The 24,612-nt window shown below is 55.8% G+C and carries 18 protein-coding genes and 1 pseudogene; 12 read left to right on the forward strand and 7 right to left on the reverse strand.

The annotated features are described in order from the left end of the window. The 5 genes from B5G28_RS08280 to B5G28_RS08295 all read left to right on the forward strand — a co-directional run. Nucleotides 1-594, forward strand: a 594-nt coding sequence (locus B5G28_RS08280) for an IS3 family transposase (protein WP_144265505.1), incomplete at its 5' end; no start/stop codon positions are given. A gap of 206 nt (nt 595-800) precedes the next feature. Then, the gene (locus B5G28_RS14695) at nt 801-965 is read left to right on the forward strand and encodes a hypothetical protein (RefSeq protein WP_158098250.1); all 165 of its coding nucleotides are present in this window, start codon (nt 801-803) and stop codon (nt 963-965) included. Nucleotides 966-1,162: 197 nt separating this feature from the next. Further along, nucleotides 1,163-2,371, forward strand: coding sequence for a cation diffusion facilitator family transporter (locus B5G28_RS08285; RefSeq protein WP_087247756.1), 1,209 nt, complete (start codon nt 1,163-1,165; stop codon nt 2,369-2,371). Then, nucleotides 2,371-3,555 carry a pyridoxal phosphate-dependent aminotransferase gene (locus B5G28_RS08290; RefSeq protein WP_087247758.1) on the forward strand — a complete coding sequence of 395 codons (1,185 nt, stop codon included), beginning with the start codon at nt 2,371-2,373 and terminating at the stop codon, nt 3,553-3,555. The genes B5G28_RS08285 and B5G28_RS08290 overlap by 1 nt, the downstream gene beginning before the upstream one ends. Nucleotides 3,556-3,606: 51 nt before the next feature. Continuing rightward, the gene (locus B5G28_RS08295; protein ID WP_087247760.1) at nt 3,607-4,821 is read left to right on the forward strand and encodes an NADP-dependent isocitrate dehydrogenase; all 1,215 of its coding nucleotides are present in this window, start codon (nt 3,607-3,609) and stop codon (nt 4,819-4,821) included. A 248-nt stretch (nt 4,822-5,069) separates the two neighbouring features. On the opposite strand, the gene B5G28_RS08300 is transcribed toward B5G28_RS08295, so the two are convergent. From B5G28_RS08300 to B5G28_RS08330, 7 genes are all read right to left on the reverse strand, one after another. After that, the gene (locus B5G28_RS08300; protein ID WP_087247762.1) at nt 5,070-5,693 is read right to left on the reverse strand and encodes a DUF47 family protein; all 624 of its coding nucleotides are present in this window, start codon (nt 5,691-5,693) and stop codon (nt 5,070-5,072) included. A 41-nt stretch (nt 5,694-5,734) separates the two neighbouring features. Then, nucleotides 5,735-6,787: an inorganic phosphate transporter gene (locus tag B5G28_RS08305; protein WP_087247764.1), complete on the reverse strand. Its 1,053-nt coding sequence runs from the start codon at nt 6,785-6,787 to the stop codon at nt 5,735-5,737. A 275-nt stretch (nt 6,788-7,062) separates the two neighbouring features. Continuing rightward, nucleotides 7,063-7,806 (reverse strand): carboxymuconolactone decarboxylase family protein, encoded by a 744-nt coding sequence (locus tag B5G28_RS08310; protein ID WP_087247766.1) that lies wholly within the window; start codon nt 7,804-7,806, stop codon nt 7,063-7,065. A 211-nt stretch (nt 7,807-8,017) separates the two neighbouring features. Next, entirely contained in the window at nt 8,018-9,094 is a 1,077-nt protein-coding gene (locus B5G28_RS08315) for a hypothetical protein (RefSeq protein WP_087247768.1), read from the reverse strand. A gap of 79 nt (nt 9,095-9,173) precedes the next feature. Further along, nucleotides 9,174-12,659, reverse strand: a complete 3,486-nt coding sequence (mfd, locus tag B5G28_RS08320) for a transcription-repair coupling factor (protein WP_087247770.1) — start codon at nt 12,657-12,659, stop codon at nt 9,174-9,176. A 154-nt stretch (nt 12,660-12,813) separates the two neighbouring features. Continuing rightward, entirely contained in the window at nt 12,814-13,392 is a 579-nt protein-coding gene (pth, locus tag B5G28_RS08325) for an aminoacyl-tRNA hydrolase (protein WP_087247772.1), read from the reverse strand. Nucleotides 13,393-13,499: 107 nt separating this feature from the next. Continuing rightward, nucleotides 13,500-14,264, reverse strand: coding sequence for a DapH/DapD/GlmU-related protein (locus B5G28_RS08330; protein ID WP_087247774.1), 765 nt, complete (start codon nt 14,262-14,264; stop codon nt 13,500-13,502). Nucleotides 14,265-14,647: 383 nt separating this feature from the next. Between B5G28_RS08330 and ppdK the strand changes: the two genes are divergently transcribed. The 7 genes and pseudogenes from ppdK to B5G28_RS08365 all read left to right on the forward strand — a co-directional run bounded on the left by ppdK (nt 14,648) and on the right by B5G28_RS08365 (nt 24,601). Further along, nucleotides 14,648-17,314, forward strand: coding sequence for a pyruvate, phosphate dikinase (ppdK, locus tag B5G28_RS08335; RefSeq protein WP_087247776.1), 2,667 nt, complete (start codon nt 14,648-14,650; stop codon nt 17,312-17,314). Between the two features lie 233 nt (nt 17,315-17,547). Continuing rightward, on the forward strand, nt 17,548-18,084 hold the full coding sequence (locus B5G28_RS08340; RefSeq protein ID WP_087247778.1) for a hypothetical protein: 537 nt from the start codon (nt 17,548-17,550) through the stop codon (nt 18,082-18,084). A 232-nt stretch (nt 18,085-18,316) separates the two neighbouring features. Continuing rightward, a pseudogene (locus B5G28_RS08345) lies at nt 18,317-18,703 on the forward strand (chromosome partitioning protein ParB); the annotation flags it as partial. Nucleotides 18,704-19,939: 1,236 nt separating this feature from the next. After that, a complete protein-coding gene (locus B5G28_RS08350) occupies nt 19,940-21,004 on the forward strand; it encodes an NAD-dependent epimerase/dehydratase family protein (RefSeq protein WP_087247782.1) in 1,065 nt (354 codons plus the stop codon). Nucleotides 21,005-21,106: 102 nt separating this feature from the next. Beyond that, nucleotides 21,107-22,357 carry a nucleotide sugar dehydrogenase gene (locus B5G28_RS08355; protein WP_087247784.1) on the forward strand — a complete coding sequence of 417 codons (1,251 nt, stop codon included), beginning with the start codon at nt 21,107-21,109 and terminating at the stop codon, nt 22,355-22,357. Nucleotides 22,358-22,379: 22 nt separating this feature from the next. Next, nucleotides 22,380-23,396, forward strand: coding sequence for a glycosyltransferase family 8 protein (locus tag B5G28_RS08360; protein ID WP_158099601.1), 1,017 nt, complete (start codon nt 22,380-22,382; stop codon nt 23,394-23,396). Next, entirely contained in the window at nt 23,393-24,601 is a 1,209-nt protein-coding gene (locus tag B5G28_RS08365) for a glycosyltransferase (protein ID WP_087247788.1), read from the forward strand. Before B5G28_RS08360 ends, B5G28_RS08365 begins: the two co-directional genes overlap by 4 nt. The last annotated feature ends 11 nt before the right edge of the window (nt 24,602-24,612 follow it).

Consider the following 24,612-nt stretch of genomic DNA (forward strand, 5'->3'; position numbering starts at 1 on the left):
ATTATGAAAACCAACGGTTTGCTGTCTGAAATCCGCAGACGCAGGCAGTGGAAGCAGCTGGGGCAGCAGATTCACAGGTATGAGAATCTGCTGAATCGGGATTTCCATACAGAAAGACCTAACAGCAAATGGGTCACAGATATCTCTTATATCCATACGGAACAAGGTGTCCTGTACCTGTCCATGATCCGGGATCTGTACGACAACAGCATTGTGGCTTACAAAACGGCAACATCCCAGACAGTCAATCTGGTGCTGGACACCGTTCGCCTTGCTCTCAAAAAAGAGAAAGTCGCTGGGGAGTTGCAGCTCCACAGCGACCAGGGGTTTCAGTATACTTCCCAAGCGTACTTTAACCTGACTAAAGAATACGGCATTACGCCGTCTATGTCAAGACGGGGAAACTGCTATGACAATGCGATGGCCGAAAATTTCTTTGGTATCCTGAAAACAGAATGTATCTACCGCCAAAAGCTCAAAACGTTTCAGCAGGCCAACGACCTGATCGACGAGTACATCCACTTTTACAACTATGAGCGGCTCCAGACAAAGACTGGCCTGGCTCCGCTCTCGCTTCGCCAGGCCAGTCTTTGATTCGCTTGTTCTACCCCTTGCAGGCCTCTTTTTTGTACTGTCCGCACAATATGGGGCGGTTCACTGTGGCCGGGCGCTCTTTTTGTGCCCCGGTGTGAAACACTGACCCCCTGTGGTACGTCTAACAGACAGAATCCACAACAAAGACCGGACAGGGGAGCGCGCCGCCTGTCCCGGCCGGTGACAACAAACGGGAGGAAACGAAGATGCTGTATCTTTATGTTCTTGGCTGTGAAATGGCGTGCCTGGTCCTGATGGGGGCCAGCAGTATGGAGACGGTGGACGTCCACCCGACCCGGGTGGCGGCCCAGATTGTTTTCTGGCCGGCGGCACTGCTGTGCTGGCTGAAAGACCGGTGGAAAAAACGGTGATGGGAGAAGGGCGGAAAAGGCCGGGCCGGGGGCGAATGCCCCCGGCTTTTTGGATGCAGGGGAGGGAAATTTCCCGAAAGCACTTTCCAACAGTAAAGTAAAATGCTATACTAAAGGGGTGCAGCCGCAGGAAAATGCCAGAGCTGCCAACAAAAGGTATATTTTGCTGAAATCTGTACAGAAGGGAGATCCTTTCCTTGACACAGCTGCTGATACGCGCTTTCGTCAAAGATTATAACAACCGCCAGGACCCGGTGGTCCGGGAGCGGTACGGCCGTCTGGCCGGTATGGTGGGTGTGATCTGCAACCTGCTTCTGTTTGCCGGCAAGCTGGCGGTGGGCACCCTGTTCGGGTCCATCGCCATCACGGCCGACGCCATCAACAACCTGTCCGATGCCTCCTCCAGCGTGGTGAGCCTGGTGGGCTTCAAGCTGGCGGCCAAGGCCCCCGACGCCGAACACCCCTACGGCCACGCCCGCTATGAGTATGTGGCGGGTCTGGCGGTGAGCACCATGATTATGGCCATCGGCCTGAGCCTGCTGAAAGAGTCGGCGGTGAAGATTTTCCATCCCGAACCGGTGGGCTTCAGCCTGCTGACGGTGGGGGTGCTGTGTGCATCCATCGCCATGAAGCTCTGGATGAGCGTTTTCAACCGGCGGGTGGGCCTCATCATTGAGTCCGAAACCCTCATCGCCACCGCCACCGACAGCCGCAACGACGTGGTGTCCACCAGTGTGGTGCTGATTTCGTCCATCCTGTGCAAGATCACCGGCCTGGACGTCATCGACGGCATCATGGGCGTGGGCGTGGCGGCCTTCATCCTGTGGTCGGGCTGGGGCCTGGTGCAGGATACCCTCAGCCCCCTGCTGGGCGAGAGCCCCTCGCCCGAGCTGGTGGAAAAGCTGGAGAAAAAAGTCCTGTCCTATCCCCGGGTGCTGGGTGTCCATGACCTGATGGTCCACGACTACGGCCCCGGCCAGCAGTTCGCCTCCCTCCATGTGGAGTTCCCCACCGAGGTGGACCCCCTGGACGCCCACGACCTGATCGACAACATCGAGCGGGATGTGCGGGAGGAAATGAATATCCTCCTCACCATCCACTATGACCCCATCGTCACCTCGGATGCCCAGGTGGGGGTGCTGCGGGCCCGGCTGAGCGCCGAAATCCGCTCCATCGACCCGGCCCTCTCCATCCACGACCTGCGGCTGGCGCCGGGCCCCACCCACACCAATGTCCTGTTTGACCTGGTGTTCCCGGCGGGCTATCAGGGGGACAAACAGGCCGTCCGGCAGCAGCTGGAGACCTTTGTCACCCAGCAGGACCCGGCCTATATCTGCAAGATCAAAGTGGAGCAGAGCTATGTGGCGGCCCCGGCCGCCCCTGCCGCCAAAAAGGGGGAATCCTGATGCTGAACGAGATGTACCGCCGGATGCTCTCCAACAAGAGCGTCATCCGGGAAACCGCCGCCTACGGCCACCAGCGGGCCGCCCAGATCGGCTATGAGAACGTGTTCGACTACTCCCTGGGCAACCCCAGCGTGCCCTGTCCGCCGGCCTTTACCAGGGCCATGCAGGACCTGCTGGCGCAGGAGGACCCGGTGGCCCTCCACGGCTACTGCCCCAACCAGGGCGATCCCGGCTTCCGCACCGCGGTGGCGGCCCATCTGCGGGCCAAGTTCGGCCTGCCCTATGAGCAGAAGGATATTTTCCCCACCACCGGCGCTGCCGGCGCCATCGCCCACGCCCTGCGGGCCGTGACGGTGCCGGGGGATGAGGTGCTGACCTTTGCCCCCTATTTCCCCGAGTACGGCCCCTATGTGGAGGGCACCGGCGCCCGCCTCAAGGTGGTGCCGCCCCAGGCCCCGGCCTTCCAGCCCAATCTGGATGCCTTTGAGGCCATGGTCACCCCCAGCGTGGCCGCCGTCCTCATCAACACCCCCAACAACCCCACCGGCGTGGTGTACTCTGCCGAGACCCTCACCCGGCTGGCCGCCATCCTCACCCAAAAGAGCCAGGCCTACGGCCATGTGATCTATCTGGTCAGCGACGAGCCCTATCGGGACATCGTGTTTGACGGCCAGACGGTGCCCTATCCGGCGGCTTTTTATCCCCATACATTGACCTGCTTCTCCTTCTCCAAGAGCCTGAGCCTGCCCGGCGAGCGGCTGGGCTACGTGGCCGTCCGGCCCGGCTGTGAGGGGGAGGAGGTGCTGGTGGACATGATGGCCCAGATCTCCCGGTTCACCGGCCACAACTGCCCGCCCAGCATCATCCAGAAGGCCGCTGCCCGGTGCCTGGACGTCACCAGTGACCTGGGGGTTTATCAGACCAACATGGACATCCTGTACGACGCCCTCACCGCCCTGGGCTTTGAGGTGGAACGCCCCGGCGGCACCTTCTACATCTTCCCCAAGGCCCTGGAGGACGACGCCAATGCCTTCTGCCGCAGGGCCCGGGACTTTGACCTGCTGCTGGTGCCCAGCGACACCTTTGGGGTCAAGGGCTATGTCCGCCTGGCCTACTGCATCGGGACCGAAAAGGTCCGCCGCAGCCTGCCCGCCCTGGAAAAGCTGGCGGCATCCTACCGGTAACTGCGCCGTGACGCACGGCGTACGATCACTATAGAGAGGAAGGAACGAATCATGGAAAAGATCAAGATGACCACCCCCCTTGTCGAGATGGACGGCGACGAGATGACCCGCATTCTGTGGCGGAGCATCAAGGACGAGCTGATCCTCCCCTTTGTGGACCTGAAAACCGAGTACTATGACCTGGGCCTGCCCAACCGGGACGCCACCGGCGACCAGGTGACCATGGACGCGGCTCTGGCCAACAAGAAGTATGGCGTGTCGGTCAAGTGTGCCACCATCACCCCCAACGCCCAGCGGATGGACGAGTACAAGCTCCATGAAATGTGGAAGAGCCCCAACGGCACCATCCGCGCTGTGCTGGACGGCACCGTGTTCCGCGCTCCCATCATGATCGACTGCATCAAGCCGGCGGTCCGCAGCTGGAAAAAGCCCATCACCATCGCCCGCCACGCCTACGGCGATGTGTATAAGTGCACCGAATTCCGCGTGCCCGGCCCCGGCCGCGCCGAGCTGCGGTTCACCGGCGAGGACGGCTCCAAGCAGGAGGCCGTCATCTATGATTTTGAGTGCCCCGGCGTGCTGCAGGGCTCCTACAACAAGGATAACTCCATCGCCAGCTTTGCCCGCAGCTGCTTTGCCTACGCCCTGGACGCCAAGCAGGATTTGTGGTTCGGCGCCAAGGACACCATCTCCAAGAAGTACGACCACACCTTCAAGGATATCTTCCAGGAGATCTACGACGCCGAGTACAAGGAGAAATTTGAGGCGGCCGGCATCACCTACTTCTACAGCCTCATCGACGACATCGTGGCCCGCGTCATCCGCAGCGAGGGCGGCTTCATTTGGGCCTGCAAGAACTACGACGGCGACGTCATGAGCGATATGGTCTCCACCGCCTTCGGTTCCCTGGCCATGATGACCAGCGTCCTGGTGAGCCCCGACGGCAAGTATGAGTTTGAGGCCGCCCACGGCACCGTCACCCGCCACTACTACCGCTGGCTCAAGGGCGAAAAGACCTCCACCAACCCTATGGCAACCATCTTCGCCTGGTCCGGCGCCCTCAAAAAGCGGGGCGAGCTGGACAACCTGCCCGACCTGGTGGCCTTTGGCGAGGCCCTGGAGGCCGCCAGCCTCCAGACCCTCAACGACGGCATCATGACCAAGGACCTGTGCGCCCTGGCCGAGGGCGTCACCCCCACCGCCGTGGACAGCGAGCAGTTCATCCAGGCCATCCGTCAGCGCCTGGAGGCCAAGCTGGGCGCCTGATAGCCCTTTCATATCTCTGTAACCAAAAAATCCCTGCCCCTTTCCCGGGACAGGGATTTTTTCTTTTGCCCGCTCTGTGATAGAAATAAATACACCCCCGCTCGCTGAAAGAGCAGGGGCGTATGTGGAATAGCTGCAACTGTGTCTTAAGAGCCCCATTGGGGCGGCGGCACAGCCGCGGGGGAATTGCCCGTCGCCGCTTGGCGACCCGCGGGGGAATTGCCCGCCGCTGTTTGGCGGCTGGCGACTTAGGAGTTCTTCATGACCACGTATTCGACGCTGTCGGCGATGGCCTCGCAGGCGTCGGCACACTTCTCCAGATAGGTGTAGATCTCGCCCCAGGCAATCACGTCGGCCATGTCCACCTGGCCGACGTGGAGCTCGTGCATGTTGGCAATGTAGAGCCGGTCGCACTCCTCTTCCAGAGAATTGATGCGGATGATGTACTCCTTGAGCTTCTTGGAATGCTTGTAATCCGCAAAGGCCTCCAAAAGCCGGCAGACCTCCTCGCTGGCCCGGATCACCACATCCAGCATGTTCAGGGCGCCGGGCCGGATGGTCTGGACGTTGTGCATGTAAACCCGGATGCAGACCTCCTCCAGCTTGTCGGTCAGGGTGTCGATGCGGGTACTCAGGGCCGAAATATCCTCCCGCTCGATGGGGGTGATGAAAGCATGGGCCAGCTGGTCGGTCATGGCGTGGCGGTGCTTGTCGGCGGTGTGCTCGATCTGGTGAATCTGGTCCATCCAGGTGGGCATCTGGGCCGGGTCAAAGTTGCGGAAAATCTCTTTCAGCATCTGTGCGGCCTGGCTGGCGTAGCCGGCGCACTGGATGAAATTGTCAAAGTACATGGCATCCTGCTTTTTCGACATGAGTTTCGTCTCCTTTTTCACTGGGGCAAAGCCAAGGGGCCTTACCAGATCTGCATGAATATCTTTGCCATTACAAAGCTGATGAGGCCGCACCCGGGGAAGGTGAAGATCCAGGTCAGCATCATGTCCTTGACCACGCCGAAGTTGATGGCCGACAGCCGCTTGACGGCGCCCACGCCCATGATAGCGCTGGTCTTGGTGTGGGTGGTGGACACCGGAATGCCGAACAGGCTGGAATACAGCAGGCAGAGGGCGCCGGCCACGTCGGCGCAGAAGCCCTGATACCGCTCCAGCTTGACCATGTCCATGCCGACGGATTTGATGATCTTTTCACCGCCGACGCTGGTTCCCACAGCCATCACCACACTGCACAGCAGCATCAGCCAGACCGGGATTTCCATGCCCACCACCGAGCTCTGCCCGTGGGCGAAGGCCAGGCCCAGGAACAGCACGCCGATGAACTTCTGGCCGTCCTGGGCGCCGTGCATGAAGCTCATGGCGGCGGCGCCGGCAATCTGCGCCAGTCGGAAAAACCGGTTGGCGGCCTGAAGCTCGACGTTGTAACAGAGGATGGTGACCAGTTTGCAGATGATCCAGCCGGTGGCAAAGCCCAGCAGCAGGCTGAGGGCCAGACCGTAGAGCACCTTGCTCCACTCTCCGAAGTTGATGCCGTCCACGCCGCCCTGAATGGCGATGGCCGCGCCGGACAGGCCGGCGATCAGACTGTGGCTCTCGCTGGTGGGGATGCCAAAGATGGATGCGCCCACGCTGTACACCACAATGGACAGCAGGGCGGCGCACAGGGCGATGAGGGCGCTGGATGTGTCGGCGCCGAAATCCACCATGTTGCTGATGGTGGAGGCCACCGAGCTGTTGATCTGGGTCATGACAAAGACGCCCAGAAAGTTAAAGACCGCGCTCATCCAGATGGCCTGGCGGACACCCAGACAGCGGGTGGTGACGCAGGTGGCGATGGCGTTGGGGGCGTCGGTCCAGCCGTTGACAAAGATGACCCCCAGGGTAAAGACTACCGTGATGATGAGGATCGGGTTGCCGGCCAGCTGCCCCCAAAATGAGGTGAATGACAGATCCATAAACTTGAAACAGTCTCCTTTCGGCAAAACCGGGGCTGCGGCGCCGGGGCCGCAGCCCGGGACGAAAAACGAACGCCTCTGTCGGACCGAAGCCGCAAAACGTCCAGGATCAGAGTTTGGCGGCACAGGCTTTGCGCGCCAAAATCTTACATCTATTTTACTTAATCTATAAGAGATTTTCAAGAATGATGTCATATTCTGCACCCTGTGTGCAGGTCCAGGCAACAAAAAAGCAGCCCCCAAAAAGGAGGCCGCCTCAGGGCGCAAAATGGATGTTACGGGAGCAGGGCGTAGTGGGCGTCGCTCACCGGCTCGCACCACTCGTTGCGGGCGTTTTCGCCGGGCACTTCCACCGCAATGTGGGAGAACCAGCTGTCCCGGGCTGCGCCGTGCCAGTGCTTGACTCCGGCGGGAATGGTGACGGCGTCGCCGGGGGCGAGAGGCTGGGCCTCCTTGCCCCATTCCTGATACCAGCCGCGGCCGGCGGTGCACAGGAGAATCTGGCCGCCGCCCTGGTCGGCGTGGTGAATGTGCCAGTTGTTGCGGCAGCCCGGCTCAAAGGTGACGTTGGCGGCGGTGACGCCGTTTTCGCCCGCCAGCATCTTGAGATAGCTGTGGCCCACAAAATACTGGGCGTAGGCGTCGTTGGGCTGGCCCAGACCGAAGATGCCGCCGTGGGGCTCCTGGGCGGGCTCCTCGTCGGCCCAGACCTCTTTGGCCATCCGGAACGCGGCCCAGGCCTTGGGCCAGCCGGCGTAAAAGGCGGCGTGGGTGATGATCTCGGCGATCTCGGTGCGGGTGATGCTGTTCTGCTTTGCGGTGGCCAGATGATACTGGAAGGAGCTGTCCACCAGGCCCTGGGCCAGCAGGGCCACCACCGTCACCAGAGACCGGTCCCGCAGGGAGAGGGCGTCCTCCCGGCTCCACACCTGACCGAACAGGACATCGTCGTTCAGCTGGGCAAATTGGGGCGCGAAGGAGCCGAGCTGGTCGCGTCCTGCTGTCTGTTTCACTGCCATGAGTTTCTGCCTCCGTTCTGGACCGGGCCGCAGAAAGGGGCGGCCGGTCATAAAGAATTCTTGTGCTTCTATTGTAGCGCGGCGGGGCTGAAATGTCGAATACCTATCCTGCATCCTGGAAAATGCGCCCAGAGCATGGATGCCGGGCGGGGCAAAAGAAAAAATCCGGCCCCGGCCAAAGGCCGGAACCGGACAAAACGGGAACGGGATATCAGACGCTCATCTTGATCTTGGAGGCGGGGAGCTTGTCCATGGCGCTCTGGTCCAGGCTGACGGTGAGAGCGGCGCCGGCCTCCTCCATGTCGGCCTCCACCAGGTCGGTGGCCATGTCGGACAGGATGGTGGTGCGCAGGGTGTCCAGGGTCAGGGTCTCCAGGGGATCCATCCGCATGGCGATGAGGATGGAGCTGCTGCCGTACTGGACGGCGCAGCTGTCACCGAAGGCGAGGCCCCGCAGGGTCTCGGCGTCCTCGTCGGCAAAGTAGCCGTCCAGCTCGTCCTGGCTCAGGAAGCTGGAACCCAGCTGCGCGGCGGCGTCCTCGGCAGAGACTTCCGACTCCAGAACGGCGTAGATGTCGGGCAGAGCCTCGGCCACCACCTGGTCAAAGGTATCGGGGGTGCTGGCGGCGGCTGCATCCTTGGCCAGCTGCAGCATCTGGGCGGTCTGGTCCTCGTCGGCAAAGGCGAAGGTGGAGGTGTTGTACAGGGGCACGGTGACGTAGCGGATGTACAGCATCTCGTTTTCCAGATGGTCGGTGAGCTGCTGGTCGGTGAGGGGATCGGAGCCGTCCTGGCCATAGATCAGGTTGATGAGGGAGGCCTGCTTGGACAGGTTGTACTCATACTGGCGGATGGTCTCCTCGCCGATGCCGTTGGCGGCGTAGATGTCGCCGTAGTTCTCCATCAGCTGTTGGGTGTAGCTGTCGGCCTGGCTGACGTAGTCGGGGTCCAGCTCGTCGGCCAGCTCGGCAAAGCGGTTCTCCACCGCCACATAGCGGCGCAGGTCCTCCTCGGTGGTCTGGGCCACAAAGTTGCTGACGGTGACGCTCTCGCCCTCGTCGGTGGTGATGGTGGCCTTCAGGAAGGACTTGACGTTGGAGGGGTCCTGGTCCTCGCCGGCGTACTGGGCGGCCTGCTGGTAGGCGTCAAACTGGGCCAGCAGGTACAGGCCCGAGCTGATTTCCTGATCGCCCACGGTGCCGACGGTGTCGGGGGTGGAGATGGTGCAGCCTGCCAGGGAGATGCAAAGCGCCAGCACAGTGGCCAGCGTGAGCAGTTTCTGTTTCATGTGCGGTATGCTCCTTGTGAAGATTTTTGAGCGTGTGGGTGATGAACTTACCTAGTATAAACCCGCCGGGCGGGGTGCGTCAAGGGTTTTGGGGCGCAGGGGCGGCGGTTTTGCTCTGGATGTCGGCCATGGCCTGGAGCAGCTGGCTCAGCAGTTCCAAGGGCTTTTCGTCGGCCCGGAGGGTCACTGACAGATAGGGCTTGGCCCCGGCTCCCGCCGTCACCCGGCCGTTGAACGCGGTCAGCAGGCCGCGGATCATGGGCAGTTCCAGCTTTTCCAGCGAGAGGGTCAGCAGGTCTTTTTTCTGGGTGACCTCATAGACTCTCACCGCGGCGGCCTGCACGCGCACCAGCGACACGTTCACCAGATCGCTGACCGAGGCCGGCGGGTCGCCGTAGCGGTCGATCAGTTCGTCCAGCACGTCGGCGGCGTCGGCGGGGTTCTGGACGGCGGCAATCCGGCGGTAGGCCTCGATCCGGCCGGGGCCGTCGGGGATGTACCGCTCGGGGATATAGGCGTCCACCCGCAGGTCCACCAGACATTCGCTCTTGTCCCGCTGGATGGGTTCGCCCCGGGCCTGGGCAATGGCCTGGTTCAGCATCTTCATATAGAGGTCGTAGCCCACCGCCTCCATGTGTCCGTGCTGGCTGTGGCCCAGCAGATTGCCGGCGCCCCGGATCTGCAGGTCCCGCATGGCGATGCGGAAGCCCGAGCCGAAGGCGGTGAATTCCCGGATGGCGGACAGACGCTTCTGGGCGATGTCCGAGAGGGTCTTGTCCCGGCGGAAGGTGAAATAGGCGTAGGCCTTGCGGCCGCTGCGGCCCACACGGCCCCGCAGCTGGTACAGCTGGGCCAGACCCATCCGGTCGGCATCCTCGATGATGAGGGTGTTGCAGTTGCGCACGTCGATGCCGGTCTCGATGAGGGTGGTGCAGACCAGCACGTCCAGCTCGCCGTTCAGCAGCTTTTGCCAGACGGGGTTCAGCTCCTCCTCGGTCATCTTGCCGTGGGCGATGCCCACCCGGGCGGAGGGAGCCATCTGCTGGACCCGGGCGGCGGTGGCCTCGATGTTGTCCACCCGGTTGTGGAGATAGTAGACCTGACCGCCCCGGGCCAGTTCCTTGCGGATGGCCTCGGCCAGAATCACCTCGTTGTACTCCAGCACAAAGGTCTCCACCGGCTGCCGCTCAAAGGGCGGCTCCTCGATGGTGGACATATCCCGGATGCCGCTCATGGCCATGCTGAGGGTGCGGGGGATGGGGGTGGCCGACAAAGTCAGCATATCCACCCCGATGAAGCTCTGCTTCAGCTTTTCCTTGTGGCGGACGCCGAACCGCTGTTCCTCGTCGATGATGACCAGGCCCAGGTCGTGGAACCGCACGTCCTTGGACAGAAGCCGGTGGGTGCCCACCACAATGTCCACACTGCCGGCCTGAATGCCCCGCAGGGCTTCTTTCTGCTGCTTGGCGGTGCGGAACCGGCTCAGCAGCTCGGCGTGTACCGGGAAGGCCTCCATCCGGGACAGGATGGTGTTGTAGTGCTGCCAGGCCAGCAGGGTGGTGGGGGCCAGGATGGCGCACTGCTTGCCGCCCATGACACACTTGAAGGCGGCCCGCAGGGCCACTTCGGTTTTGCCCACGCCCACGTCGCCGCACAGCAGCCGGTCCATGGGCCAGGTGTGCTCCATGTCCTTTTTGATCTCGGCGGTGGCGGCCAGCTGGTCCTCGGTCTCGTCGTACTCAAAGCGGGCCTCAAAGTCCTGCTGCCAGTCGCCGTCGGGCGGGAAGGCGAAGCCCTGGGCCTGCTTGCGCCGGGCGTAGAGCTCGATCAGCTCCTGGGCCATCTCCTCGGTGGCCTTCTTGACCCGGGCCCGGGTCCGCTGCCACTCGGCTCCGCCCAGCTTGGCCAGCTTGACCTTGTCCTCGTCTCCCGGCGGGGTGTAGCGGCTCAGCAGGTCCAGCTGGGTGACCGGCACATACAGCACGTCCGAGCCGGAATACTGGATTTTCAGATAGTCCTTGGTGGCGCCCTGCACTTCCAGACGCTGGATGCCGGCGTACATGCCGATACCGTGGCTCTGGTGGACCACATAGTCCCCGGGCTTGACGTCGGCCAGGCTGGACAGGGCGTCCTTGTTCTTTTTGCGGCGCTTGGCCCCGGCGTCGGCCTCGTCCACCCCGTGGCGGCGGCTGGTCAGGACGGCGCATCGGGCAAAGGGCAGGGTGCACCCGGCGGTCAGATGGCCGGGCAGCACCTGCACCACCCCCGGCGAGGGCCGCAGGTCCCGGCTCATGCTGACCGAGTATCCCTTGTCGGTCAGGTCCCGGGTGAGGGCGGCGGCGCCCTTGGGGGTGCCGGTATAGAGGGTGACGGCGTAGCCCTGTTTCACCAGAGGGTCCAGGTCCTCCAGCAGGCTCCGCAGTTCACCGTTCCAGCTGGGGGAGACGTGGGCCTCGGCGTTGATGAGGTCCTTGAGTTTGAACTCGTTCATCCCCCGCAGGAAGTTTTCGCACAGGAGGGTGGGCAGCTTGCCCGCCGTCACCGCCAGATCCTCCATGGTCTGATACAGCACGTCCAGGCCGGGACAGACCACCCCTTCTTCCAGCAGGCCGGTGAGCTCCTCGCCCCGGCGGTATTCGGCGGCCTTCATGGCGTCCCGGATGCCGCCCACCTCGTCCAGAATCAGGAGGGGGCTGTCCATGTGGTCCAGCAGGGTGGCGGGGGCGGGATACCGCAGGCCGTAGTATTTGTCCATGGCCTCGGGCATCTGGCCGGCGTCCAGCTGGGCCAGCTCGGGGGCCGTGGCCTGTTCCAGGGCGGCGCGGTGCTTGCCGCGGGCCTTCTTGACCGCTTCCCGCAGGGCGGCGGCGGTTTCCTGGCAGCTGCCGAACAGCACTTCCCGGGCGGGGGAGAGGTAAATCTTTTTCAGGGAGGCGTCCCGCCGCTGGCTCATCAGGTCAAAGGAAGAGATGGAATCGATTTCCTCGTCCCAGAACTCCAGACGGGCGGGGGCCTGCATATCGGGCGGGTAGATATCCACAATGTCGCCCCGGACGCTGAACTGGCCCGGGCCCTCCACCTGGGACCGGCGGACGTAGCCGGCGGCGAACAGCCGCTGGACCAGCCCTTCCCGGGAGAAGGTCATCCCCGGCTTGAGGGTCAGGGTGTTGGCCATGAACTCGGCCCGGGGGACGGTGTACTGGGTCAAAGCCTCGGCGGGGACGCAGACGGCCTGCAGCCGTCCGCCCGCCAGGCCGCCCAGCACCGACAGGCGGCGGTATTCGTATTCCCGGTTGGCGCCCTCCACCGGCCGCAGCATGAAGTCCCGCGGGGGGAACACCGCAGCGTGGACCCCCAGGGCTTTCAGGTCGTCGGCAAAGTGGGTGGCCTCGGCCTCGCCGGGGGTTACGATGCAGACCGGGCGGCCCAGGTCCCGCGCCAGCAGGGCATAGACCAGCACCCGCCCGGCGGGGGGCAGGCCAAAGAGGGCCGCAGGCCCCGGCGTGGCGAGGCTGGCAGAAATTTTCTGGTATTCAGGGGTTTGTTTCAGCAGTGCCTCGTACATGCTGGCTCCTTCCTCCGGCGGGCGCAGGGGAGAGATCCCCCGGCCCGCCCGTTTTCATCAAAAATTCCGGCCAGGGCGCACAGGCTGCGGGGCCGGTGAACTTGGCCGGAACAGAGAAATTTTCAAAGGCCCGGCAGAGGGACCCGCAGGGGCCTTACCGGTTGTACTTGTTCTGGGCTTCCCCCAGACGACCGGCCATGATGAGCCGTGCGGCGGCTTCCAGGTCGGGGAAGCGGTCCTTCACCGCCTTGGCGTCCTCCTCGGGGAAGCGGCCCAGCACCCAGTCGGCCAGGTCGTAGTCGGGGCGGGGCTTTTCGCCCACGCCGATCCGAATCCGGGGGAACTGGTCGGTGCCCAGACGGGCAATGATGCTCTTGAGGCCGTTGTGGCCGCCCGCCGAGCCGGAGGGACGAATCCGCAGCTTGCCGGGGACCTGGGTGATGTCGTCGCACAGGACGATCACATGGTCGGGGGGAATCTTGAAGAAGCCGGCCAGGGGGGCAATGGAGTCCCCCGACAGGTTCATATAGGTCAGGGGCTTCAGGAGGCAGACTTTGTGCCCGTCCACCTCGGTCTGGCCCCACAGGCCCTGAAACTTTGCCTTGGACACCGACACGCCCCACTTGTCCGCCAGGTAATCCAGGGCGGAAAAGCCGGCGTTGTGCCGGGTGCCGTCGTATTTGGCCTCGGGGTTGCCGAGGCCGGCGATCAGCCAAATATCATTTGTTATCATAAATCGGTTGCTCTTGTATTGTATGTCGTTTTTTCTGCAGACAAACAGACAAGGCCGCACAGCCGGTGCGCAGCCTTGGTTTGACTGGGGTTGGTGTGAATGATCGGTCAGGTTTCGGAGCTCTGTTCCTCCGCCCGCTGCTGGGCCTCCAGGTCCTGCTTTTTGGCGATGTAGGCCTCCATCTTGGGTTCGGCCCAGCCTTCCAGGTTGGACTGGCGGCCCCGGGCGATGCCCAGCGCCCCGGCGGGGACGTCCTGGGTGATGGTGCTGCCGGCGGCGGTGTACGCGCCGTCTCCCACCGACACCGGCGCCACCAGGTTGGTGTTGCAGCCGATGAAGCAATAGTCCCCGATGGTGGTGCGGAACTTGGACTGGCCGTCGTAGTTGCAGGTGACGGTGCCGCAGCCGAAGTTGCAGTATTTGCCCACGTCGCTGTCCCCGATATAGGTCAGGTGGCTGACGGTGTTGCCCCGGGCCAGGTTGGAGTTCTTGGTCTCCACGTAGGCGCCCAGATGGACGCCGTAGTCGGTGACGGTGCCGGCCCGCACATGGGTGAAGGGGCCGATGGCGTTGTGGGGGCCGATCTGGGAGGAGTAGATCTGGCTGGCGTTGACGGTGGTGTCGGCGCCGATTTCACTGTCCTCGATGAGGCTGTTGGGCCCGATGACGCAGTCCGGGCCGATCACGGTATGGCCCCGCAGGATGGTGCCGGGGAGGATTTTGGCCCCCGGGGCGATCTGGACCGTCTCGTCGATGCAGACGGTCCGGCTGTCAATCTGGACGCCGCGGGCCATGTGGCGCAGCAGCACCGCCTCCCGGGCGGCCTCGGCTGCGTCCAGCGCGTCCCGCATGGCCTGGATGGTATCTTCCATAACAAAGAACCTCCTTTAAGCAAAAAAGAAAATAAGCCTGGAAAAACCCTTTGGGGGATTTCCGGCGAAAAAGCAGGGAAAATGCCGCCGCCCGGCCTGCTGTCCCAAAGACGGGACTGCACCAGCCTTCCCGGGCGCGGAGGATGAAAAGAACTTCCAAACTTATCCCAGTATATATTAACGTAAAAGCCTCATTTTTTCAAGGGAAATGCACAAATTTGTCCAAACAAAATCGGCAGTTTTTAGCTGGTAGCGGCTGGATTTTATCTTGGTTGTCTGGTATAATATTTTTGCATGCAGCGAACGTTACGCAAAAAACGAACAATGGGTATGCCCCGGGCTGCAGCGCCTGGGTTGAATCAAAACGGGAGGTAAATGAATCCATGAGCAAAAAGTATATCTACTACTTCAGCGAGGGAAACGACGCTTTCGGCGGCGATAAGACCACGATGAAGAACATTCTGGGCGGCAAGGGCTCCGGCCTGGCTGAGATGACTGCAGCCGGCATGCCTGTGCCCCAGGGCTTCACCATCACCACCGAGGCCTGCACCCAGTACTACGCTGACGGCCGTCAGCTGAACGACGCCCTGGTTGCTGACATCTTCGAGCACGTCAAGGGCCTGGAGGAGATCACCGGCAAGAAGTTCGGCGACAACTCCAACCCCCTGCTGGTGTCGGTCCGTTCCGGTGCCCGTCAGTCCATGCCCGGCATGATGGACACCATCCTGAACCTGGGTCTGAACGACGAGGCCGTCGAGGGCCTGGCCAAGAAGACCGGCAACCCCCGCTTTGCTTATGACTGCTACCGCCGCTTCGTGCAGATGTTCGCGGACGTCGTCATGATGGTTCCCAAGAGCCTGTTCGAGGTCGAAATCGACAAGATGAAGGAAGAGAAGGGCTACAAGACCGACGCAGACCTGACTGCTGAGGATCTGAAGGCTCTGGTCGCTGTCTTCAAGAAGATCTATGAGGACAACGAGGGCCGTCCCTTCCCCCAGGATCCCAAGGAGCAGCTGGTTGAGGCTGTCAAGGCCGTCTTCCGCAGCTGGGACAACCCCCGCGCCAACGTTTACCGCAAGATGAACGAGATCCCCTACGAGTGGGGCACTGCTGTCAACGTCCAGCAGATGGCCTTCGGTAACTCGGGCGACCGTTCGGGCACCGGTGTTGCATTCACCCGTGACCCCGCCACCGGCGCCAAGAAGCTGATGGGCGAGTACCTGATCAACGCACAGGGCGAGGACGTCGTCGCCGGCGTCCGCACTCCGTTCCCCATCAGCCATCTGCAGGAGCAGATGCCTGAGGTGTACGAGGAGTTCATCTCCATCGCCAACCGCCTGGAGAAGTACTTCCGCGACATGCAGGACATGGAGTTCACCATCGAGGATGGCCACCTGTATATGCTGCAGACCCGCAACGGCAAGCGTACCGCTCAGGCCGCTCTGCAGGTTGCCTGCGACCTGGTGGACGAGGGCATGATCACCGAGCAGGAGGCTGTCCTGCGCGTGGAGCCCAAGCAGCTGGACACCCTGCTGCATCCCCAGTTCGACGCCGCTGCCCTGAAGGCCGCTGAGGTCGTGGGCAAGGGCCTGGCTGCTTCTCCTGGTTCCGCTTGCGGCCAGATCGTCTTCAGCGCCGAGGAGGCCGAGGAGATGGTCAAGTCCGGCAAGATGAAGAAGGTCGTTCTGGTCCGTCTGGAGACCTCTCCCGAGGATATCGTCGGCATGCAGGTTTCTCAGGGCATCCTGACCGTCCGCGGCGGCATGACCAGCCACGCTGCTGTCGTTGCCCGTGGTATGGGCACCTGCTGTGTCTCCGGCTGCGGCAATGACAACGACGTCAAGATCGACGAGGAGGCCAAGACCTTCGAGATCAACGGCCACAAGTTTGTCAGCGGCGACTGGATCTCCATCGACGGCTCCACCGGCAACATCTACGCTGAGCAGATTGCCACCGTGGCTGCCACCGGCAACAAGAACTTCAACCGCTTCATGGGCTGGGCTGACGCTGCCCGCCAGATGCTGGTTATGACCAACGCCGACAACCCGCGCGACGCACAGCAGGCTGTGGATATGGGCGCTGAGGGCATCGGCCTGTGCCGTACCGAGCACATGTTCTTCGCTGAGGACCGCATCAAGGCTGTCCGTGAGATGATCTGCGCCCGCACCGTGGAGGCCCGCGAGGCTGCTCTGGCCAAGGTCGAGCCGTTCCAGCAGGGTGACTTCGAGGCCATGTACCGCATCATGGGCGAGCGTCCCATGACCATCCGTTACCTGGATCCCCCTCTGCACGAGTTCCTGCCCAGCAAGGACGAGGAGATCGCCGATCTGGCCAAGGATATGGGCATGACCTTCGAGGAGCTCAAGAACGTTGTTGAGAGCCTGCACGAGTTCAACCCCATGATGGGCCATCGTGGCTGCCGTCTGGCCGTCACCTACCCCGAGATCGCTGCTATGCAGACCCGTGCCGTCATCAAGGCTGCCCTGAAGGTCAGTGCTGAGACCGGCAAGATGATCACTCCTCACATCATGATCCCCCTGGTGGGCGAGGTCAAGGAGCTGAAGTTCGTCAAGGACGTGGTCGTGGAAGTCGCCGACAAGCTGATCGCTGAGGCCGGCGTCGACATGAAGTACCAGGTCGGTACCATGATCGAGATTCCTCGCGCTGCCCTGACCGCTGGTGAGATCGCTAAGGAAGCTGAGTTCTTCAGCTTCGGCACCAACGACCTGACCCAGATGACCTTCGGCTTCAGCCGTGACGACGCTGCCAAGTTCCTGGGCGCTTACTACGATCACAAGATCTACGAGAGCGATCCGTTCCAGCACCTGGATCAGATCGGTGTCGGCAAGCTGGTCAAGATGGCTGCTACCGATGGCCGCGCAACCCGTCCCGAGCTGGGCCTGGGCATCTGCGGCGAGCACGGCGGCGACCCCTCTTCTGTCGAGTTCTGCCACAACATCGGCCTGGACTACGTCAGCTGCTCTCCCTTCCGTGTGCCCATCGCCCGTCTGGCTGCCGCTCAGGCTGCCATCAAAAATCCGCGGAAATAAGAATTCCGCAGGTTTGGCGTGACGCCACCTAAAGGATAGAATATGCTCCCCTCCTGTCTGTAACAAGACAGGAGGGGAGCTTTTTTGCATAAAGCGGAGAAGCGGTATTTATTGGGTGTCAGGTGTCCCGTTAAGGGGGCGATGTGGTTATAGTTGGATCGTTTTCAAAAACGGCTTGGCATGATATAATAAAGCTGTTGGATGATGGTGCAGTTTAAAGGGGAGATTTTTAAATGGAAAACATACTTTGTGTGAATGATAAAGAATATAGAATCCTGAAGTTATTGGGAAAAGGCAAGGGGGGATATTCGTATCTGGCGCAAATAGAGGACAGATATGTGGTCGTCAAGCAGATACATCATGAGCCCTGCGCCTACTATCAATTCGGAAATAAAATAGAGGCTGAAATACATGACTATAAAAGGCTGAAAGCGGTTGGAATATCCATGCCCGAAATGCTGGATGTGGATGTGACAAATGAGCGAATCGTAAAAGAATACATTGCCGGCGATACGGTGTATGAGCTGGTATTGGCAGATGGTTTACCGGAAAGCTGTTTGCACCAGATAAAAGAAATGTGCCGCTTGCTTTACAGTGCAAAAATAAACATAGATTACTTCCCTACGAATTTTATTTTACAAAATGGTGTTTTGTACTATATAGATTATGAATGCAACGACTATATGGAAGAATGGAATTTTGAAAATTGGGGCGTTAAATACTGGTCTAAAACGCCGGAGTTTATAGAATACGTTGGGGAACATTCGTAATGAAAAATCAATGGCTCGAAACACTCAAAACAGAGGTCCAGGCTGCCTGGAGATCAAAGATTTCTTCTACTTTTTAGCGGACTCCTGGTAAAAATGAGATGCTGACACATTAAATAATATTTTGCACATAAAAGCCAAGTGAATGGATGTAATTAATGGTGCAAACCGTCCAGGCTGAAAAGTTGCAGAATGTAACCCAAGTAAAAGCGTCTACCTAGGAAACGAGTGCTGGGTTCACAGGCGTATCCGTCTTACCCATCTGATTCCCGAGCTGTTGGAGCTGGTAGAGCAAAGGAGAATTTCCTTCAATCCCGCTGTGGAGCTGTCCTATCTGACGGACGCCGAACAGCGGGATTTTTTGCAGGCCATGGAGGACAGCAAGCACCCGCCGTCCCTGTCCCAGGCCCAGCGCATCAAGAGGCTAAGCAGGGCGAGCGAATGCAGCTATGACGCCATTTTGGATGTCATGAAGAACGCCCAGCTGGACCGGCTGACCCTGAAAAATGAAGCCATCCGAAAATACTTTCCGAGATCCTACACCCCGCGCCAGATGGAGGAGACCATTCTGAAGCTCTTGGAGCAGTGGCACAGGAAGCGCCAGCGCAGTCGGGAGCGGTGAGAGCAGGAATTAGTATCCAGTAATAAAAGATAAATGTTAGCTTCTAGTCCTAAAGTGCAAAAGAAAAATGGATCTCCTCCATTTTCTAAATGGTGGAGATCACCTTTACATTACATCATAGAGATGATATTAGGATTGTGGGAAGGTTGACTCTCGTATGGTTGTTAAGTCTAGACTTGGCTGGCTTGTAAGTGAAAATCTGCATTGTAGAGAAAGTCCATAGGGTGGATTTAACACGGCATATCGTGATAATGTCCCCACGGGAGATTAGCTGATGGAGTAAAAGACTAGACAATCAAATGATCCACAGAGCAGATGAAAAAGGAATGGAAACGAAACCTTTGAATGGCCCAATATGCGTTTAAATTCGGCAAATTTTACTTTATTTTTGCGTCAAGTATATTATGTTTTTGTTGATGAGTTTGAAGCTTATAAATGGTTATATTTTATTTTGATATTTGAGTCACTAGCTAAGTGAATGAATCTTTCAACAAATAAATCAAGTTTGATTATATGACAGGGATTTTGTGAGCAGTTTTGACATAATTTGACGAAATGAAGAGAAATGTTTTTCGTAGATATCGAAATGAAATCATGAAAAAGAGTCTGGTTCTATTGAACTTGACATCACTTCATGATAAAATACAAAAGTACCGGATCTTTCGAGGATATGCCCATTTTTCTGAATAAAAGAGTGAATAGGTAGTGGGGCAGTTACTTGCATGGAAAGTTTAAGATGAATCTGTTACTTCTGGGCAAAGAAAAAACGGGTGCTAAGATAGAGTGATGCATATTGCCATGTTCGGCTTGGTATAGGTAACGGAAGCATGGTGATGGTGATGTGGCGAACAGTACTTTGTACCCAACTATTTGTTCTACAGGCTGAGTTATGATTATGTATTGTGCTCAATTCAAGTACAGGACCAGTGAATTTGGTTAATGATAGCTGGATGGCAGCCAGTCTAGAAATGGTCGCGAGAAGTACAAAAGGCTGCTTTCCAAACGCAACAAAGCGTATAAGGTGAGTGGCTTTTTCTTTTGTATTCTTTTAGACAAACTTTGGGGCATTGAATTTATGAGTTTTATATCGAAAATTTTTGGACAGGCTTGAGGAGATATATTGATTGTTCGGAAATTAACAGTAAGGTAAGAAACTGTGGAAATTATGACAAATATTGGAATGATGACTACAGTGATTAATATATAGAACGATATTAACAGAGAGGGAGCAATGATATGAGTTGTATTGACTTGCATAAGAAAACAATACTGGTGACCGGAGCCGTTGGCTTCATTGGCTCTAATTTAGTAAAGCGTCTTTATGATGATATAAAGGATGTAACGGTGATTGGCATCGATAATATGAATGACTATTATGATGTGCGGTTAAAAGAAGCAAGGCTGACCGAACTGTCTAGGCAGAATTCTTTTGTTTTTATCAAAGGAAGCATTGCGGAAAAGAAACTGATTGAGGATGTGTTCAAGCAGTATCGGCCACAGATTGTCGTGAATCTGGCCGCACAAGCCGGTGTGCGCTATTCCATTATCAACCCAGATGCTTACATCGAATCAAATTTGATTGGATTCTATAATATCCTGGAAGCTTGCCGTCATTCTTATGATGGAGGCAATACTCCTGTGGAACACCTAATATATGCGTCCAGTTCCTCTGTCTATGGCTCTAACAAGAAAGTTCCGTATAGCACTGATGATAAGGTAGATAATCCAGTTTCTCTTTATGCGGCTACCAAAAAATCAAACGAACTGATGGCCCATGCTTATGCCAAGCTATATAACATTCCGTCAACTGGTTTGAGGTTCTTCACAGTGTATGGCCCTGCTGGCCGCCCGGATATGGCTTATTTTGGTTTCACCGATAAGCTAAGAGCCGGTAAGACAATCCAGATATTCAACTATGGCAACTGCAAACGCGACTTTACATATATCGATGACATTGTGACCGGTGTAGAAAAGGTGATGGGCAAGGCTCCTGACAGGGCAACTGGTAAGGACGGACTTCCTGTTCCGCCTTACGCTCTCTATAACATCGGTAACAGCAACCCGGAGAACCTGCTGGACTTCGTACAGATTTTGAGTGAAGAGTTGATACGGGCTGGTGTGCTGCCAGCAGACTATGATTTCAATGCTCATAAAGAACTGGTACCGATGCAGCCTGGAGACGTTCCGGTGACTTATGCAGATACGGCTGCCTTAGAAAGAGACTTTGGCTTTAAGCCTAGTACAGATCTGCGAACTGGACTGCGGAAATTTGCTGAGTGGTATCGGGATTTCTATATGTAAAATATAACAAGAAAACCGCTAAAAATAAAGTGAGGCTATTGGAAAGTATACGATCAAAAGTATAAAAACACATATTAGAGCTATTGGGAGGAAATAAGTTGTATGAAAGAATTTAAGGATTTGAAGATTGCAGTTGCAGGAACTGGATATGTGGGTCTTTCGATTGCGACGCTGTTATCACAACATCATAAAGTGATGGCTGTAGATATTATTCCAGAGAAGGTAGAATTGATTAATCAGCGTAAATCTCCAATTCAGGATGATTATATTGAAAAATATCTTGCTGAAAAGAATCTAAATTTGATAGCAACGTTGGACGCAAAAGAAGCTTATACAGGTGCAGACTTTGTGGTTATCGCTGCACCTACGAACTATGATAGTAAGAAAAATTTTTTTGATACTTCAGCAGTTGAGAACGTGATTAACCTGGTTATGGAATATGCTCCTGATGCGATTATGGTTATCAAATCGACGATTCCAGTTGGCTATACAAAAAGTATCCGCAAAAAGACCGGAAGCAAGAACATTATCTTCAGTCCTGAATTTTTAAGAGAGTCAAAAGCGCTATACGACAATTTATATCCCAGCCGTATTATAGTCGGTACTGATTTAGAAGACGATCGTTTGGTTGAGGCGGCTCATACTTTTGCAAAACTCCTACAAGAAGGGGCCGTTAAAAAGAATATTGATACACTTTTTATGGGTTTTACAGAAGCTGAGGCTGTCAAATTATTTGCTAATACCTATTTGGCTCTTCGTGTAGCTTACTTCAATGAGCTGGATACTTATGCGGAAATAAAAGGCCTTGATACACAGAAAATCATCAAAGGTGTCTGCTTGGATCCACGTGTCGGAGATTTTTATAACAATCCGAGTTTTGGTTATGGTGGATATTGTCTGCCAAAAGATACAAAACAGTTATTGGCTAATTATGCTGATGTACCGGAAAATTTGATTCAGGCTATTGTGGAGAGTAATAGGACCAGAAAAGACTTTATTGCTGACCGCGTATTAGATCTAGCTGGCGCTTATGGGGCAAATGATTCCTGGGATGAGAGCCGTGAGAAAGAAGTTATTATCGGTGTATATCGGCTGACTATGAAAAGCAATAGTGATAATTTCCGTCAGAGTAGCATCCAAGGGGTCATGAAACGGATTAAAGCAAAAGGTGCCACGGTGATCATTTATGAACCGACCTTAAATGATGGAGAGAAGTTTTTTGGAAGTGTTGTCATAAACGATCTGGAAAAGTTTAAGGAGATGTCTCGAGCTATCATTGCAAACCGGTATGATGCGAATCTTGATGATGTGAAGAATAAAGTTTATACGCGTGATATTTTCCAGCGTGACTAAGACAAAGAAAGAGGAAAAACTAGTGAATGTTGTCTACTCAACAAGTGATTTATATTCGGAAATTGCTGCGGTTTCGATTGTTTCACTTTTTGATAATTGCCAAGATATATCGGAAATAAACGTATATATTATAGATATGGGGATTTCTGACCGTAATAAACGGAGGTTAGAAGAACTTGCAGATCACTATTCCAGAAAACTAGTTTTCCTTAAAAATCTTAATATAGAAGAACTGGCAGGAATGCATATTGATGTAGGACGCTGGCATATTAGTACATTCTCGCGTCTATTCTTGATTCATGTTCTACCCGAGAGCGTTAAAAAAGTAATTTACATTGACTGTGATATGATTATTTGCCATTCTCTCAAGGAACTGTGGGAAATGGATATGGGAGATACATGGGTCATGAGTGCAGACGACTGCCGTGGTAAACTATACCGTAGTAATATAGGAATCCCTGAGGATTCAATATATACTAATAATGGACTCATGGTAATTGACTTGGATGCATGGAGGAAGAATAATGTTGAAAAAATGTTTATTGATTTTATCAGAAGATACAACGGGGATATTACCTATGTGGATCAGGGCGTCTTGAATGGTGTGTTTCAACCTATAAAGAAGGTTAAACTACTTCCAATTTCATATAATGCGCAAACGGCATGCTATGATCTTGGATATGATGGTTTACAAATTTGCCGAAACCCAGTTTGGGCCTATACTCGAGAAGAATTTGAAACAGGAATAGCTGATCCAATTATTGTTCATTTTACAACATGCTTTCTTTCTGGAACCCGGCCATGGATAATTGGAAATCAGCATCCTTATCGAGGTGAGTTTATCAAATACAGAAATATGACTGGTTGGAGAGATGACCCTTTATGGAAGGATGATACAAAATTTTTCAAAAAAATTATGACATCAATATGTAACATTTTGCCTAAATTCCTGACATTTAATATTATAAGAGTTTTCCATGTATGGGTTTATCCGGAAATAAGGATTTTTAAAAATGCAATATTAGGTAAAGCGAGATGAAAATCCTACTAATCAATAAGTTTTTATATAAATGCGGCGGTACTGAGACCTATGTGTTTAAAATCGGGCAATACCTAGAAAACAAGGGACATGAGGTTCAGTATTTTGGTATGGATGACGAGCGAAATATTGTTGGAAATCGCGTTGGAGCATATACTCCCAATATGGATTTCCATAATCATAACATATTGGTGTCGGCTTCCTATGCAATACAAGCTATCTATTCAATACAGGCGCGTATTCAGATTAGAAAGGTTCTAGATGACTTTATGCCTGATGTTTGCCATCTGAATAACTTTAATTATCAGCTTACTCCATCGATTATTTTGGAGATTGTGAAGTGGCGCAAAGAGAATAACATGTCCTGTAGGATTGTCTTCACTGGCCATGATTACAATCTTGTCTGTCCAAACCATATGTGCAAGAATCCAGTCACAGGAGAGAATTGCGAGAAGTGTCTTGGAGGACAGTTTATTCATTGTATAAAGAATCGCTGTATACATGGCTCGTTAGCCAAATCTGTAATCGGAACTTTAGAGGGGTATTATTGGAAACTGCGTAAAACATACCGGTATATTGACACGGCAATCTGCTGTTCTGAGTTTCTGAAAACTAAACTTGATACCAATCCGGAATTGGCACCGAAAACAGTTGCCTTGCATAATTTTATTGATGTTGTTGAGGATAGAGAGGTTCAAAAGAAAGATTATGTTCTTTACTTTGGCCGATACTCTGAGGAGAAAGGTATAGGAACGTTGCTTAAGGTATGTGAAGAGTTGCCAGAAGTGCAGTTTGTTTTCGCAGGAACGGGGCCTTTAGAAAAACAGATGGAAGCATTACCTAATGTAAAAAACATTGGATTTAAAAGCGGAGCAACATTGGAACAGCTCGTCCGTGCGGCAAGGTTTTCAATTTATCCCTCTGAATGGTATGAGAATTGTCCCTTCTCTGTAATGGAATCTCAGATGTATGGAACTCCGGTCATAGGAGCAAATATTGGTGGAATTCCTGAACTGATTCAGGCAGGAAAGACCGGCGAATTATTTGAGGCAGGCAATAAGGAAGAACTGAAGGACAAAGTACTCCAGCTATGGAACAACCCAGATAGAGTGTTGCTATATAGTGAAAATTGTAAGAACATTACGTTTGATACGATCGATGACTATTACAAGAAGCTCATTACGATATACCGTGGGAGGAATTGAATGAGCCCAAA

It is taken from the genome of Faecalibacterium sp. An77 (assembly GCF_002161315.1).
Lineage (GTDB): Bacteria > Bacillota > Clostridia > Oscillospirales > Ruminococcaceae > Faecalibacterium.

Bases quoted from the DNA above. Each gene is read 5' to 3' on its own strand.
- B5G28_RS08350 (WP_087247782.1), top strand. From the start codon at position 19,940: ATGAGTTGTATTGACTTGCATAAGAAAACAATACTGGTGACCGGAGCC.
- pth (WP_087247772.1), bottom strand. From the start codon at position 13,392: ATGATAACAAATGATATTTGGCTGATCGCCGGCCTCGGCAACCCCGAG.
- ppdK (WP_087247776.1), top strand. From the start codon at position 14,648: ATGAGCAAAAAGTATATCTACTACTTCAGCGAGGGAAACGACGCTTTC.
- B5G28_RS08290 (WP_087247758.1), top strand. From the start codon at position 2,371: ATGCTGAACGAGATGTACCGCCGGATGCTCTCCAACAAGAGCGTCATC.
- B5G28_RS08310 (WP_087247766.1), bottom strand. From the start codon at position 7,806: ATGGCAGTGAAACAGACAGCAGGACGCGACCAGCTCGGCTCCTTCGCG.
- B5G28_RS08300 (WP_087247762.1), bottom strand. From the start codon at position 5,693: ATGTCGAAAAAGCAGGATGCCATGTACTTTGACAATTTCATCCAGTGC.
- mfd (WP_087247770.1), bottom strand. From the start codon at position 12,659: ATGTACGAGGCACTGCTGAAACAAACCCCTGAATACCAGAAAATTTCT.
- B5G28_RS14695 (WP_158098250.1), top strand. From the start codon at position 801: ATGCTGTATCTTTATGTTCTTGGCTGTGAAATGGCGTGCCTGGTCCTG.
- B5G28_RS08365 (WP_087247788.1), top strand. From the start codon at position 23,393: ATGAAAATCCTACTAATCAATAAGTTTTTATATAAATGCGGCGGTACT.
- B5G28_RS08340 (WP_087247778.1), top strand. From the start codon at position 17,548: ATGGAAAACATACTTTGTGTGAATGATAAAGAATATAGAATCCTGAAG.
- B5G28_RS08305 (WP_087247764.1), bottom strand. From the start codon at position 6,787: ATGGATCTGTCATTCACCTCATTTTGGGGGCAGCTGGCCGGCAACCCG.
- B5G28_RS08295 (WP_087247760.1), top strand. From the start codon at position 3,607: ATGGAAAAGATCAAGATGACCACCCCCCTTGTCGAGATGGACGGCGAC.
- B5G28_RS08355 (WP_087247784.1), top strand. From the start codon at position 21,107: ATGAAAGAATTTAAGGATTTGAAGATTGCAGTTGCAGGAACTGGATAT.
- B5G28_RS08330 (WP_087247774.1), bottom strand. From the start codon at position 14,264: ATGGAAGATACCATCCAGGCCATGCGGGACGCGCTGGACGCAGCCGAG.
- B5G28_RS08315 (WP_087247768.1), bottom strand. From the start codon at position 9,094: ATGAAACAGAAACTGCTCACGCTGGCCACTGTGCTGGCGCTTTGCATC.